The following is a 13,283-nucleotide window of genomic DNA, read 5'->3' as shown; positions in this document are numbered from 1 at the left end:
TGTTTTTTATAACTACTTGATAAGTATAGATTAAAGTTTTAATACCCATTAAAAACAAGACAATTCCTACCCCCTCGCTATACTGCGCTCACTTTCCTGGATGGCGTAAGTTTAAGAAAGTATAACAAACTACTTATCTTTATTAACATTTCGTTTTTGTTTTATTATTTATGTTGTTTGGTAATTTTTTGGTGATGTGGTTAATAAAGGTTTTGCAGTCCATTATTTTAATTCTGTTCTTTCTGTTGGTACTCCTGATGAGCATTATCATTGAGCGTGAAGAACGCAATGAAAACGGTTTTATCGCCGTTTCTCCAGCCAGCGTTAACGTCATGTCGTTGGCCCGCCGTGTTGCTAACTATAATGTTTCAGTGCTTATTACTGGTGAAACAGGAACGGGCAAAGAGTGCGTAGCGAAATATATACACGAACATGCCTGTGGTAGTGATTCCCCTTATGTTGGGGTCAACTGCGCCGCGATTCCGGAAAGTATGCTGGAGGCGATTTTATTCGGCTACGAAAAAGGCGCGTTTACCGGCGCAGTCGCAAGCGTCGCCGGTAAATTTGAACAGGCAAATGGCGGCACGTTATTGCTTGATGAAATTGGCGATATGCCGTTGGCGCTACAGGCGAAATTACTGCGCGTATTACAGGAACAAGAGGTGGAACGCCTTGGTAGCCATAAACGCATTCCGCTGGATATTCGCCTGATAGCTTCCACCAATAAAGATTTGCAGCAGGAAATTGCCGAAGGGCGTTTTCGTCAGGATCTCTTTTATCGTATCTCGGTAGTGCCAATTCATATTACGCCGCTGCGTGAACGCAAACAGGATATTTTGCCGCTGGCCCAGCGTTTTATCGCCAAGTACCGCGCCTTCCACAAAGGCAATCTGCGCCTGAGCGACGATGCCCGCGCCGCACTGCTGGGCTACGACTGGCCGGGCAATGTGCGTGAGCTGGAAAACGTTATCCAGCGCGGGATGATTTTAAGCAACAGTGAAGAGGTGAGTGCGGCAGATTTTGGCCTGGTCGCTCGCGTCAGACTGCCGGAAACGCCCGCCATCGATATGATGCCTGCTTACCGCGAACAGGATAATAGCGGCGCATCGGCGATCCGCGACGTCAAGCTGCATGGTCGCCTGGCGGAGTATCAGTACATCATCGACCTGCTGAAGCGCCATAAAGGCAATAAGTCGAAAACGGCCGAATTTTTAGGTATCACCCCGCGCGCCCTGCGTTATCGCCTCGCCTCAATGCGCGATGAAGGCATCGATTTTGAGTGTTACTCCTGAAGCCAGGAAGGATTGAGTCATGGATGTAATAAATGCAACAGGCGTGAATGCCACGCAGCTTGAAATTCTGAGCCGCATGCAGCAGACCGCCGCGCTGGCCGGAGCCGGCTCGCTTGAGAGTCAGGCGGCGATTCAACCCGCCAGTACAACTTTTGCTGCCAGCGAACGTCTCTCTTTCGGCCAGGTGCTGAATCACGCTATCGACAACGTCGATGCTGTGCAGCACAGCGCTGGCGCGAAGCAAAAAGCTATCGAAATGGGTCAAAGCGACGATTTAGCCGGTGCGATGATCGAAAGTCAGAAAGCAAGCGTAGCCTTCTCAGCCATGATGCAGGTGCGCAATAAACTCACCAGCGCGCTGGACGAAGTGATGAATACTCCGCTCTAAGGTTTTTATCGTGTTAAACAAGATCAAATCTCGTCTTCCCGCTATGTCATTGCCCTCCGGGCTGAACAAAACGCAACTGCTGGCCATTGTTGGCGGCGGCGTGCTGGCGCTCGCCATCGTACTCTCCCTGTGGAACCGCAATCAGGGCTATGTCGCCCTGTATGGCTCGCAGGAGCATCTGCCGGTTGCTCAGGTGGTTGAGGTGCTGGGGGCGGAAACCATCCCTTATCGCATTAACCCGGACAACGGCCAGATTCTGGTCAGCGAAAGCAAACTGTCTCAGGCGCGCATGGCGCTGGCGGCCAAAGGCATCAGCGCAGTGACGCCGGATGGCTATGAGCTGATGGACAAAGAAGAGATGCTCGGCAGCAGCCAGTTTATCCAGAATGTGCGCTACAAGCGCAGCATGGAAGGCGAGCTGGCGAAAAGCATTATGGCGCTGGATGCGGTGGAAAACGCCCGTGTGCATCTGGGGATCAGCGAAGCCAGCTCTTTTGTCCTCGCCAATAAACCAGGCAGCAGCGCTTCGGTGATGGTGCAACTGCGCTACGGCAAACAGCTTGATGAACAGCAGGTCGGCTCGATTGTACAACTGGTGGCGGGCAGCGTTCCGGGCATGCAGCCTGCGAACGTGCGCGTTGTCGACCAGGAGGGCAATTTGTTGTCTGCGGGGATCGAAGGGCCGGATGGCGCACTGGCAGGCAATCGCGCCGGTAATGACGCGGTGCAGCGTATCCGCGCGGATACCAGCCAGAATATAGCCAGCCTGCTGACCTCGCTGGTCGGCGCGGGCAATTTCCGGATAAGTGTAGCGCCCGATGTGAATTTGAGCCGCGTGGAAGAGACCCAGGAACGTCTGGGGAAAGACCCGCGCATCAGCGATGAACAACTCTCCTCGGAAAACACCACCAATGAGATGGCGTTCGGCATTCCGGGCTCCCTAAGCAATCGCCCGGTGAATCAGGCGCCGGAAGCGGCAGCAAATCAGGCCGCAGGCGCGCAGCCTGAAGCCAATGCCACAACGACGACCGGTTCCGACCCGCGTTCGCTTTCCAGCCGCAGCCAACAGCAGCGTAAATATGCTTTTGACCGCGATATTCGCCACATCCGCCACCCGGCTTACAAGCTGGAAAAACTTAACGTCGCCGTTGCCCTGAACCAGACGGCGCCTGCGCTGGCGAAAATCACGCCGGAACAACTCGCCTCAATGACGCGTCTGGTGGAAAGCGCCGCCGGTATTGAGAAATCGCGCGGCGATGTGCTGACGATGGACGTGCTGGCCTTTACCGCACCGGAAAGCCAGGTGATGCCTGAACTGAAATGGTGGCAGGATCCGGCGACGCAATTCTGGGGGCAGAACGGCGGCATCGCCTTGCTGGCGCTGCTCACCTTACTGTTTGGCGTGCGCCCGCTGGCGCAGCGCTTTAGCCGCCGTGAACTTGTGGCGATTGATAGCGAAGCCCACAAAGACCAGGTGTTGCTGGCCAATGAAATGGTCACGACGGAAGACGGCCTGGCGGCTGGCCTGCCGAAAGTTGGTTTCAATAATGATGACAACCTGCCGCCGCAGAGTTCTGGTCTGGAAGCGAAGGTGGAATATCTCCAGGTGCTGGCGCAGAGCGAAACCGAGCGCGTAGCAGACGTACTGAAACAATGGATCAACAGCAATGAGCGAAGCACGACCAAATCAGAATGATAATGCCAGCCAGGCCGGGCGTAGCCGCCTGGAGCAGGCGGCGATCCTGCTACTGAGCGTAGGTGAAGAAGCGGCCGCGCAGGTCATGCGTAAGATGGATCGCGAAGAGGTGGTTCTGCTGAGCGAAACCATGGCGCGCCTGCATGACGTGAAGGTGAATCAGGCGCGGCAGGCGATGAATAACTTCTTCTCCGATTACCGCGAACAAAGCGGCATCAACGGCGCATCGCGCACTTATCTGCGCAGTATTCTGGAGAAAGCGCTGGGCGGGGAAATCGCCCGTAGCGTCATCAACGGCATCTACGGTGATGAAATTCGCTACCGCATGGCGCGTTTGCAATGGGTTGATACCCCGCAACTGGCGGCGCTGATCGACCAGGAGCACTTACAGCTTCAGGCGGTATTCCTCGCGTTTCTGCCGCCGGATATTGCTGCCAGCGTGCTGGATGCTCTACCAGGCGAGCGTCAGGACGAGATCATTTATCGTATCGCGCGTCTGGATGATATCAACCGCGACGTCATTGACGAGCTTGACCGCCTGATCGATCGCGGCGTCGCCGTGCTCTCAGAGCATGGCTCGAAGGTGGTCGGCATTAAACACGCGGCCAACATCGTCAACCGTATTCCGAGCAACCAGCAGCTACTGCTGGATCAACTGCGCGAGCGCGATGAGAAAGTGGTGGATGAACTCAAAGATGAGATGTACGAGTTCTACATCCTCAGCCGTCAGACGCCAGCGACGTTGCAGCATCTGATGGATGAAATTCCGCTTGAAGACTGGGCGGTGGCATTGAAAGGCACCGAGCCGGTGCTGCGTCAGGCTATTTTCAACGTGATGCCGAAACGCCAGGTGACGCTGCTGCAAAGTACTACCGCGCGCCTGGGGCCGGTGCCGGTCAGCCGCATTGAGCAGGTGCGTAAAGAGATCATGCAGGTGGTACGCCAGCTTGCCGAAGAGGGTGAGATTCAGGTACAGCTCTTTGCCGAGCAGACGGTGGATTAAGCCATGTTTAAACGCCGAAACCTGCCATTGGATGCCTTAACCCCACGCCGACAGGCGGTGGTGAAGCCGCGCCTGCATAAATTTCCGCCGCTGCGTAAACGCTGGCTTCAGACCGGCACGCCGCCTGAAGAAGAGGGCACTCGCACTCTCGACCCGGCGGAATATCAGCAACAGATGAAAGAGGGATTTCACGACGGCATGAACCAGGGATTTGCCCAGGGCATGGCGGAAGGGAAAGAGGAAGGCTATCAGGAGGGCGTGCGTCTGGGCTTTGACGAGGGGATGCGCAAAGGACTGGCAGAAGGTAAACAGCAGGCGCGCCAGCAGTTTATCGACGCCGCCGCGCCGTTCGAACGCATCACTGCCGACGTAAAGCACTATCTGGAAAGTTACGAACAGCGCCGTCGCGAAGAGCTGCTCCAACTGGTGGAGAAAGTCACCCGCCAGGTGATTCGTTGTGAACTGGCGCTGCACCCCACGCAGTTGCTGGCGCTGGTGGAGGAGGCGTTGACCAGCCTGCCACAGCCTCCAGAGCAGGTGCGCGTGTTGCTCAACAGCGAAGAGTTTCAGCGTATTAGCGAAGCTGAGCCGGAGAAAGCCCGCGAATGGGGGCTTTCGGCAGACGCTACGCTTGAGCCTGGCGAATGCCGCGTAGTGACGGATACCACCGAAATGGACGTCGGTTGCCAGCACCGTCTCGACCAGTGCGTCGAGGTGCTGAAAGAGAATCTGCTGGCGGATACGACCCATGAGCAGCCTTGATTTCGAACAGGCGCTGAAGTCGATTGAACAGATCGATCTGGCGCGTGTCGCGGGTCGGCTGGTACGTGTTAACGGTATTCTGCTGGAGTGCGTCGGTTGTCGTCTGGCCGTCGGTCAGCTCTGCCACGTGGAAGGCGTGGACGGTGAAACGATGGATGCGCAGGTCGTCGGTTTTGACCGTGAGGTCACTTATCTGATGCCCTTCAAACAGCCTTCCGGGCTGATTGCCGGGGCGCGCGTTTTTCCCGCCGGGAAAAGCGACGGCGTGATGATTGGCGATCAGTGGCTCGGGCGCGTGGTCAACGGTCTGGGCGAGCCGCTGGATGGCAACGGAAAACTCGGCGGCGATACCCCGCTGGCGCAGCAGTTGCCGCAAATTCATCCCCTGAAACGCCAGCCGGTGGATTCACCGCTGGACGTCGGCGTGCGCGCGATTAACGGCCTGCTGACCATCGGCAAAGGCCAGCGCGTCGGCCTGATGGCGGGTAGCGGCGTCGGTAAAAGTGTCTTGCTGGGAATGATCACCCGCTACACCCAGGCGGAAGTGGTGGTGGTCGGGCTGATTGGCGAGCGCGGGCGTGAAGTAAAGGAGTTTATTGAAAACGCCTTGCAGGCCGAAGGGCTGGCGAAATCGGTGATTGTCGCCGCCCCGGCGGATGAATCGCCATTGATGCGTATTAAAGCCACCGAACTGTGCCATACCATCGCCAGCTACTATCGCGACAAAGGTAAAGACGTTCTGCTGCTGGTGGACTCCCTGACGCGCTACGCCATGGCGCAGCGTGAAATTGCCCTGTCGCTTGGCGAACCGCCCGCGACGAAAGGCTATCCGCCGTCGGCATTTGGCATGATCCCCCGTCTGGTTGAGAGCGCGGGCAACAGCGAAGGCGAAGGCTCGATGACCGCAATCTACACCGTACTGGCGGAGGGGGACGATCAACAGGATCCGATTGTGGACTGCGCCCGCGCGGTACTGGACGGGCACATTGTCCTCTCGCGCCATCTGGCGGAAGCCGGACACTATCCGGCCATTGATATCGGCCAGTCGATCAGCCGCTGTATGAGCCAGATTACGCCGCGCGAGCACCAGCTTGCCGCACGCACCCTGAAGCAGCTTTACGCGGAATATCAAAGCATTAAGCCATTGATCCCCCTTGGCGGATATGTGGCTGGCGCGGATGCGCTGGCGGACAGAGCCGTGCGCTTATCTCCGGCCATCAACCAATTTTTACAGCAGGAAGTGCAGAACCCGGCGCCTATTGCCGCCGTGGTCGACGATTTGTGCGCGCTGGCGCAGGCAGGATAGGGCTGAACCATGAACAAACTGATCTCAACGCTTGAGCAACTTCACCTGCTGCGCAGCCGTGCGGTGGATGATTTAAGCAGCCAACTGGCTTCACAGAATCAGATTTGCCAGCGTTTCGAGAAAAATATCGCCACCTTGACTTCACTGGCGGGTGAACTGGCAACCACCCAGGGCGGCAGCGCGGCCATGATGTTTAACCAGGCAAAATATAAACACAATATTCAGCGCGTCATTGACTGGCAGAAGCAGGAACAGGCGCTGGCACAACTGGAGGCGCAGAAGCTTCAGGGTAATCTGCTGTCCGAGTCGCGACGGGAAAAAAGCCTTGAACTGGTGCTGGATGCGAAACGCGTCGATCGTCAGACCGCCCAGTTGCGTCGCGAACAGAAAACCACCGATTCTCTTTCCACCCAGTGCTGGCTGCGTCAGCAACGCGTATCACGACAGCGATAAGAACTATGTCTACGATAAAAAATCCTCCGCGCGGCGCCACGCTAATGGACGCGTTGATGAAGCGCCAGCAGGCGTCATCGCCTCAGCGCACACCGTTTGTCAGCGTTGTCTGCCCAACGTATAACCGCCGTGAATTTCTGCCCTATTTGCTCTACATCTGGCAGTACCAGGACTATCCGGCCGACAGGCGCGAGCTGGTGATCCTCGACGACTCGCCGACAAGCAATGCCGACCTGATTGAGATGATGGTTGACCCGGCGCTGCCCAATGTGCGCTATATTCACAGCGAAGAGCGGCTGGTGCTGGGGCAAAAGCGCAATATGCTCAACGACCTGGCTACAGGGGAGTACATCCTCTGTTTCGACGATGACGACTACTATCCGCCAAATAAAATCTCCTGGCAGGTGGCGCAAATGCAGGAGAATAACGCCCGTTTCTCCGCCTCCGATCAGATCTACATCTGGTACAGCCACCTGAATAAAATTTATCTTACCCATGCGTTCGGCCCGAATCATGCGCTGAATGGTACGTTCGGTTTTCATCGTAATTACCTGAAAAAACATCGCTATGACGATACGGCAACGCGGGCGGAAGAGTCCTCGTTCCTCAATGGTTTTACCACGCCAGTTCATCAGATAGACCCGAAACAGGCCATTCTGTGCATTTCGCACAGCCAGAACACCTACGATAAAGATTTTGTCATGAGCAGTTCTCAGCCGGTGGATCTTACCCTTGAGGATTTTGTCAGCGACCCGAATTTACTGGCGCACTACCGCCGACTGAGCAATGCCCCGGTCAATACCCAGGTGAACTGGGCGGTATTTGAAAAAATCGCGCTGCTGTTTGATGACAAAGACTCCGCTGAACTGGAAAAACGCTGTGAAGCGCTGCTGGCGTTTGGTATCCGCGCGGAACAACTGTGGCTGGTGATGAAGCAGGATGTGGAACTGAAAACCCACTGCCAGGTGCTGGAAGAGGCGCAGCAAAAGGGCTGGCGCAACGTCCTGCTGCTGGATGCCGATATTCAGTTTGTCAAAAAAGAGAATACGGTTCTCTACGTGAATAAATTGCTCAACGGGCTGGAGCACATCGCCTGGCAGGGGCTTACCCTCGGCGCACGCTATGAGAATTTTACCCCTACGCAGGCCATGCCAGGCGTAGCGCGGATCTTTAACGCGGGCTGCGGCTGTGCTTACGCGGTGAACGCCGGTTATTACGCTGAGCTGTTAAACGCTTACCGCCAGGGAATTGAACTGAACGCCAGTCTGGATCGCTGCTGGGCGGCGGTGATGAATCGTGGCGACGTCTGGCTGGGCTTTAGCCCTGGCTTCGCCTTTTTACATCACCACCCTGACCCGCAAAGCGGCGAGGTGGTTGATTGCACACACTGGTTTTTCCGTAAACACCGTTAAACAGATTATGCCCCTGAGAGAGCAAGATGGAATCGATCGAACATTATCACCCTGAGTTTGTTAAAGGCTATGCGGCGCAGGAGAGTGCCTGCACTTGCCTGGCCTGCCGCCACGCGCAGCCCGGTTTTCCGTATGTCAGCATCAGGCTGAAAAATCAGCAGCGCGAAAGCCTGAATCTCGCCTGCGAGACGGCAGCCCGCCAGGCCTTGCTTAACCCGGAAGCCTTTGTACTGCACACTGAACCGAAACCCGCGGAGAGTGAAACCGTACTGGATGCCTGGCATGAAGCGCTGAATCAGCACTGTATTAACCTGGCAATCCATCCGGCGCTGACGCTGGAAGGGCGTCTTTATGCAATCGGCGTGCTGCTGAGTAAAGCGCAGCAGTATCGAGACCAGGGTGAGCAGGAGCCCGCCCTGTTAAGCGCGATGGCTGAACAACTTGCTGACCTGGCGGAGAAGGGCGTGCTGGCACAGCAGTTTGCCCTGTTGCCCGCCATTCCTGAGCACCAGGTGGCGGCGTTAAAAGAGATGGGAGCGATTCGCCTGAATCTGGATGTGCCGATGGCCGAAAAAATGGCGATGGCGCTGAAGCTGAGCGAACTGGCGATCCTCTCGCCTTCACGCCTGGCGGAGCGTCATCAGGCGATGGCTGCCCAATGGCAGGCGATCACCTTGTTTGATGAACAGCCGTGGATCCTGACGAATGCGCTGATTTATCAGCTCTACCATCAGGTTTTCCCGGGCATTGCCTGCGACAACTACGGTGAAGCATTCCTCGCCCTGGCGCGTGATTTTTTCTGCATCAAAATGCTCTGCGCTATTCGCAGCGCTGATAACCATCAACTGACGGCAGAAGAGGCAGCGATGCTGGTGAGCGCATTCGAAGCGTGGAAACAGCAGCATCCTTTCCCGCCAAAAGGGGATACCACGGCGGATTACAGCCTGTTATGCGGGCTGTCTCTGCTGTAATGGCCTGACGCACATGACAAATATCATTACCTTTGGCACGTTTGATGTGTTTCATGTCGGCCACCTGCATATTCTGCGCCGGGCAAAAGCGCTGGGCGGACGGCTGGTGGTGGGCGTCTCATCGGATGCCCTGAATTACCAAAAAAAAGGGCGTTATCCCATCTATGCAGAACAGGAGCGGCTGTCGATTGTTGCCGGAATAAAATATGTTGATGCGGTCTTTCTTGAGGAGTCTCTGGAATTAAAGGCGGAATATATTAAACGCTACGCCGCAGATACCTTAGTGATGGGAGATGACTGGCAGGGAAAATTTGATCATCTCTGCGACTCGGTGAAGGTGGTTTATCTCCCTCGCACGCCCGCCGTTTCCACAACGGCGGTGATTGAAGTCATTAAACATCTCTGAACCATCAGGCCACGATATCGTGGCCCGATCTTTTTTAACGCTGCTCGCGTAGCGCTTCAATAATGACCAGCGCGGCGCGAAGTCCGGCCATTCCATCATTAAAGGCATCGCAATATTCGGTTTTAATGTTTTGCAGCGCGGGCGCTATTTCGCCCCAGGGCCAGTCTGCTGATAAATAGTCGCGTATTTCCTGCATATCTTCAGCAACTGGCAGGTATGCACGAACTTTCTGTTCCGGGCTGTCGGGGGAGCTATAAGACGCGTTATCGGCCAGTAATTTCCCCATCTCCTTCCAGTTAAGAAGAATCACTTTTTTGTCGGCATGGATGGCATCAAAAATAAAGCCGCTGTTGTCGGTGACGACGTAATCGGCCTGTTCGAGCAGGGTCAGCGTCAGGTCATTATCGCTGACGATATTTTTCAGATAACGCTGCGCCAGCTTCAGGGCGCTACGCTCACTCTCCCGGTACAGGGTGCCATGATGCAGTTTGGCAATAATATTGTACTCCTGACGTAAACGCCCCAGCTTTTCCGCCCAGTGGGGAAGAGAACTGAGATCGCCATAGGTCGGAGCATAAAGCAGCGTCGGTTTGGCGGGGTTGATGTTTAATTCAGACGGGAGCGCTTTTTGATACGTTTTATTATGCCAGTCGTCAAAACGCGGATTGCCGACCACGATGGCTTTATCGCCACACTGCAAGGATGCCTGCGTATAGTGGCTGTAGCATAAAATATAGTCATACTGAGTATTCCATTCGGCATGATTCCACTGATTTTTCGCCAGGCCGTACAGTGTGCGTATATGAATATCTGCCGTTTTTTCAAGATACTGTAGATAATAGGGGCTGATCATACAGCGATATTTTTTTCCTGACTTAATCACCGACGATAATGAAACACAAGCCAGCCCCGGCATGCTGATTTTTCTCAGCCCGGAAATCATCTCATTAACGAATGCTGGTTCAATCAGGTCATTAACCACCAGTTCGCAGGCAACGTTGTGGCTAATCAGGTGGCTAATGATGTTGCGATAAACCTGGTAATGGAAAGAGGTTTCCATAAAAAAGGCAACGCAATCGGTCTGCGCACGCATAATTTATTCCTTGTGAATGAAGTGGCTCTGGTCGCCGTTGCGGATGTGACCCCAGGCAGGAGATACCCCTGATTCAAACTGATAAATCAGCGCCAAAATAAGATTTAAATTATAAGGCGTCACCGCAGTATGCTCAGTAACCAGGCTTGAAGCAGTCTCAATCAGATTGAAGGACGTGTATTTATCAAAAAGTGAGAGGTGAGGGGCGATCTCTGTCTGATACTGTTTATCCTGGCGGGAGGTAAACAGGTAAATATTCCGTTGCAGAAGCTTATCGTACTTAATGATCCCTGACAGATAACGGTCGAGAATGACGATTTTTTCCGCCGACACCTCACCCATCATACTTCGGCCAACCGCTTCCCAGTATCCGCTTGCGACATAGCTACCTATGTTGAACTGCGGCACACAGGTAATGATATTTTTGATTTTGTGCTTAATACCGTAGTACAGCGCCGCGCTGCCACCTTTCGATGCGCCCAGTATGGAGATATTTTTGGGCTTCACGTACTCAATCACCGCATTGATAAGCGTACTGACCCCGTTCTCAATGTCGAATTTCATTTGGTGGCATAGGTAATAAGCGGGTAAACCATTAAAATCATCTTTAATCCACAAAATAGTGGAGCGGCAATGCGCCAGCATATCAAAATCATAAATAGTGGGGTCAGGAATATTAAACCCTGACATAACAATCAGCAGGTGCTGGCAATCGTATTTAGGCTGACTGATGCGATAATGAATATTAATATCGCGGCGGAATTTGAAAATATTGTCTTCCACTGAAAACAGACCTCTAAGGGAGATGAAGCGGGTTGGGATCACCCCTGCTGATATAACCAGTTTTCCGGCTCGCTGGCGTTCAACACATTCACCAGGATCTCCTGTTGCATGTTCATCAGAGAACCATTGTATTCATTGGCGGCAAAGCACTGGTTTGCCTGCTGTTGCAGCGCCTGCCACAGTGCGGCAACCGATGTGCGATGAGAGGCGGGAAGGCGGGAAATCAGCGACAGCATTCCTTCGGCCGTCGCCGGAATACCTAGCTGATTGAGCAGGCGATAGCGCTGCTGGCTGTTCGCGGAAAGCTGCTGGTAGCGCTCCATCACCTGAGTATTCAGGGCATCGAGTTCGCTTGCGCGGCGGGCAATGATGTGCTCGCGCTGCGCTTCAAGAAGTTGGATCAGGGCCTGGTAGTGCTGGCGATCGCAGACCATACCCTGTATCAGGCTTTTAACGCTATGGGCAGCGTTAGTCATATTTACCTCTGGAAGTATTTCTGCATCGACTCCGTCAGGGAGTCGAGATTAATGGCAATTTTGCCGCTGCTGATGGCGTCTTTCATCTCGGCGACTCGGGCCATATCCACTTCCGGCAGCGCGGCCAGTTGTGATTGCGCATCGCCCAGTACCGGGTCAATCGCGGCGCTGCGTTCTATTTTGCTGCCTTCCTGCGCGACGGTGCGGGTCTGCTCGGCGGCGCTGGCTTTGTTGATGGCGCTGGCCAGATTGTATTGGGTTGCTTCTACTTTCATCGCTACGCTCTCTTTTTCATTTTTTGGTATGGGTGCTGACGAATCCTGCCTGGCGGAAGTGGGGCTTCCGATGCCCTGTATTGAATAAGAGCGGCCAGAGTGTCGACAAACTTAAACCTCATCCTCACTTTTTTAGCGCCCGCTGGCGTAGACCATTTTCACCACGCCGCTTTCGGCGACAATGGCGCTCACCACGCGTTCGCTACTCTCATTTTTCACTTTAATCATCTCGCCTTTACGCCCCTTTTTCATCGCCTCGCCCATGGTGCGGGCTTCCACACCGCCCTGTTCGGCAATCATCAGCACACGTTGACCGCGCTCGACCAGCACCGGGGATTCCAGTTGGGTGAGGGCAATCGCCTGGCGTTCACGCACGCGGCGCTTTACCGTCAGCCCCATCACTTCGTCGGGGTTGGTCAGATAGTTACCGCGCAGGCTGCTGATATTGAGCTTCTTAATGGCGACATCAGAAGGAGAGAGCAGGTGTCCGCGCTCCAGCGTGTTTTGCGCCACGACCACCGGAAGGTAGATATCCGGTTTCACCGTCACCGCCACATCCCAGCGCTGCGGGCTTTCACAACGCACGTCAACGCGCAGACGGATGAGGTCGATGCGCTCGCCATCGGGGAAGGAAACGGTGGGTTCTTTGGCGCAGGTGGCGAAGCGCGACACCTCTGAAGGAATAAACAGGTTCAGATCTGCCTGGTAATTCGGCCACTGACGGCGCCTGGCTTCCTGATAGATAACTTCAGCGGCGTTGAGTTGAACGGCGACCTGGATCTGCTTGCGGGCATTCGGGGTTTTTCCGCTGGCCGCGGCGCTCGCCGTCAGCACAAGGAGGAAAGAGAGTACGCCGAAGCGGAAGTAACGCTTCATGCTGGCGGCGGTAAAACAGTTTAAATCATTATAAATCATGACGTTAAAACCTTGGCATGGATTTTGCTATTAGGGTGAGCAGATCATTGCA

Annotated in this window: 15 protein-coding genes; 10 read left to right on the top strand and 5 right to left on the bottom strand. The window is 54.7% G+C overall.

The features are described 5' to 3' along the window. Window positions 1-257 precede the first annotated feature (257 nt). From VSR74_RS08555 to VSR74_RS08510, 10 genes are read left to right on the top strand one after another with little or no spacing between them, the layout of a single operon-like run. A complete protein-coding gene (locus tag VSR74_RS08555) occupies window positions 258-1,292 on the top strand; it encodes a sigma-54 interaction domain-containing protein (RefSeq protein ID WP_411914232.1) in 1,035 nt (344 codons plus the stop codon). Window positions 1,293-1,311: 19 nt separating this feature from the next. After that, window positions 1,312-1,680, top strand: coding sequence for a flagellar hook-basal body complex protein FliE (fliE, locus tag VSR74_RS08550; RefSeq protein WP_347794269.1), 369 nt, complete (start codon window positions 1,312-1,314; stop codon window positions 1,678-1,680). Window positions 1,681-1,690: 10 nt separating this feature from the next. Continuing rightward, complete coding sequence (gene fliF, locus VSR74_RS08545; protein ID WP_411914231.1) at window positions 1,691-3,376, top strand: flagellar basal-body MS-ring/collar protein FliF; 1,686 nt, start codon at window positions 1,691-1,693, stop codon at window positions 3,374-3,376. After that, the gene (locus VSR74_RS08540) at window positions 3,348-4,379 is read left to right on the top strand and encodes a flagellar motor switch protein FliG (RefSeq protein ID WP_347794268.1); all 1,032 of its coding nucleotides are present in this window, start codon (window positions 3,348-3,350) and stop codon (window positions 4,377-4,379) included. The genes fliF and VSR74_RS08540 overlap by 29 nt, the downstream gene beginning before the upstream one ends. Before the next feature lie 3 nt (window positions 4,380-4,382). Then, window positions 4,383-5,141 carry a flagellar assembly protein FliH gene (fliH, locus tag VSR74_RS08535; protein ID WP_347794267.1) on the top strand — a complete coding sequence of 253 codons (759 nt, stop codon included), beginning with the start codon at window positions 4,383-4,385 and terminating at the stop codon, window positions 5,139-5,141. Further along, window positions 5,128-6,447 carry a flagellar protein export ATPase FliI gene (fliI, locus tag VSR74_RS08530; RefSeq protein WP_347794266.1) on the top strand — a complete coding sequence of 440 codons (1,320 nt, stop codon included), beginning with the start codon at window positions 5,128-5,130 and terminating at the stop codon, window positions 6,445-6,447. The genes fliH and fliI overlap by 14 nt, the downstream gene beginning before the upstream one ends. Before the next feature lie 9 nt (window positions 6,448-6,456). After that, complete coding sequence (fliJ, locus tag VSR74_RS08525) at window positions 6,457-6,900, top strand: flagellar export protein FliJ (RefSeq protein WP_347794265.1); 444 nt, start codon at window positions 6,457-6,459, stop codon at window positions 6,898-6,900. A 5-nt stretch (window positions 6,901-6,905) separates the two neighbouring features. Further along, on the top strand, window positions 6,906-8,312 hold the full coding sequence (locus VSR74_RS08520; protein WP_347794264.1) for a glycosyltransferase family 2 protein: 1,407 nt from the start codon (window positions 6,906-6,908) through the stop codon (window positions 8,310-8,312). Between the two features lie 26 nt (window positions 8,313-8,338). Further along, on the top strand, window positions 8,339-9,283 hold the full coding sequence (locus tag VSR74_RS08515) for a hypothetical protein (protein WP_347794263.1): 945 nt from the start codon (window positions 8,339-8,341) through the stop codon (window positions 9,281-9,283). A gap of 13 nt (window positions 9,284-9,296) precedes the next feature. Further along, a complete protein-coding gene (locus tag VSR74_RS08510) occupies window positions 9,297-9,689 on the top strand; it encodes an adenylyltransferase/cytidyltransferase family protein (RefSeq protein WP_347794262.1) in 393 nt (130 codons plus the stop codon). Window positions 9,690-9,723: 34 nt separating this feature from the next. Here the strand turns inward: VSR74_RS08510 and VSR74_RS08505 are convergent, their stop codons facing one another. The 5 genes from VSR74_RS08505 to flgA all read right to left on the bottom strand — a co-directional run bounded on the left by VSR74_RS08505 (window position 9,724) and on the right by flgA (window position 13,231). Then, complete coding sequence (locus tag VSR74_RS08505; RefSeq protein WP_347794261.1) at window positions 9,724-10,782, bottom strand: CDP-glycerol glycerophosphotransferase family protein; 1,059 nt, start codon at window positions 10,780-10,782, stop codon at window positions 9,724-9,726. A gap of 3 nt (window positions 10,783-10,785) precedes the next feature. After that, the gene (locus VSR74_RS08500; RefSeq protein WP_347794260.1) at window positions 10,786-11,607 is read right to left on the bottom strand and encodes a hypothetical protein; all 822 of its coding nucleotides are present in this window, start codon (window positions 11,605-11,607) and stop codon (window positions 10,786-10,788) included. Then, window positions 11,604-12,041, bottom strand: a complete 438-nt coding sequence (locus VSR74_RS08495; RefSeq protein WP_347794259.1) for a flagella synthesis protein FlgN — start codon at window positions 12,039-12,041, stop codon at window positions 11,604-11,606. The genes VSR74_RS08500 and VSR74_RS08495 overlap by 4 nt, the downstream gene beginning before the upstream one ends. Window positions 12,042-12,043: 2 nt before the next feature. Further along, entirely contained in the window at window positions 12,044-12,316 is a 273-nt protein-coding gene (flgM, locus tag VSR74_RS08490) for a flagellar biosynthesis anti-sigma factor FlgM (protein ID WP_347794258.1), read from the bottom strand. Window positions 12,317-12,448: 132 nt separating this feature from the next. After that, entirely contained in the window at window positions 12,449-13,231 is a 783-nt protein-coding gene (gene flgA, locus VSR74_RS08485; RefSeq protein ID WP_347794257.1) for a flagellar basal body P-ring formation chaperone FlgA, read from the bottom strand. Between the last annotated feature and the right edge of the window lie 52 nt (window positions 13,232-13,283).

Source organism: Pseudocitrobacter cyperus (genome assembly GCF_039889165.1).
Taxonomy (GTDB): Bacteria; Pseudomonadota; Gammaproteobacteria; order Enterobacterales; family Enterobacteriaceae; genus Pseudocitrobacter; species Pseudocitrobacter cyperus.
This window is presented reverse-complemented; position numbering and strand designations above follow the sequence as displayed.

Excerpts from the sequence above, each read along its gene's own strand:
- VSR74_RS08555 (WP_411914232.1), top strand. The coding sequence starts at position 258 with ATGAGCATTATCATTGAGCGTGAAGAACGCAATGAAAACGGTTTTATC.
- fliE (WP_347794269.1), top strand. The coding sequence starts at position 1,312 with ATGGATGTAATAAATGCAACAGGCGTGAATGCCACGCAGCTTGAAATT.
- VSR74_RS08540 (WP_347794268.1), top strand. The coding sequence starts at position 3,348 with ATGAGCGAAGCACGACCAAATCAGAATGATAATGCCAGCCAGGCCGGG.
- fliH (WP_347794267.1), top strand. The coding sequence starts at position 4,383 with ATGTTTAAACGCCGAAACCTGCCATTGGATGCCTTAACCCCACGCCGA.
- fliI (WP_347794266.1), top strand. The coding sequence starts at position 5,128 with ATGAGCAGCCTTGATTTCGAACAGGCGCTGAAGTCGATTGAACAGATC.
- fliJ (WP_347794265.1), top strand. The coding sequence starts at position 6,457 with ATGAACAAACTGATCTCAACGCTTGAGCAACTTCACCTGCTGCGCAGC.
- VSR74_RS08520 (WP_347794264.1), top strand. The coding sequence starts at position 6,906 with ATGTCTACGATAAAAAATCCTCCGCGCGGCGCCACGCTAATGGACGCG.
- VSR74_RS08515 (WP_347794263.1), top strand. The coding sequence starts at position 8,339 with ATGGAATCGATCGAACATTATCACCCTGAGTTTGTTAAAGGCTATGCG.
- VSR74_RS08510 (WP_347794262.1), top strand. The coding sequence starts at position 9,297 with ATGACAAATATCATTACCTTTGGCACGTTTGATGTGTTTCATGTCGGC.
- VSR74_RS08505 (WP_347794261.1), bottom strand. The coding sequence starts at position 10,782 with ATGCGTGCGCAGACCGATTGCGTTGCCTTTTTTATGGAAACCTCTTTC.
- VSR74_RS08495 (WP_347794259.1), bottom strand. The coding sequence starts at position 12,041 with ATGACTAACGCTGCCCATAGCGTTAAAAGCCTGATACAGGGTATGGTC.
- flgM (WP_347794258.1), bottom strand. The coding sequence starts at position 12,316 with ATGAAAGTAGAAGCAACCCAATACAATCTGGCCAGCGCCATCAACAAA.
- flgA (WP_347794257.1), bottom strand. The coding sequence starts at position 13,231 with ATGATTTATAATGATTTAAACTGTTTTACCGCCGCCAGCATGAAGCGT.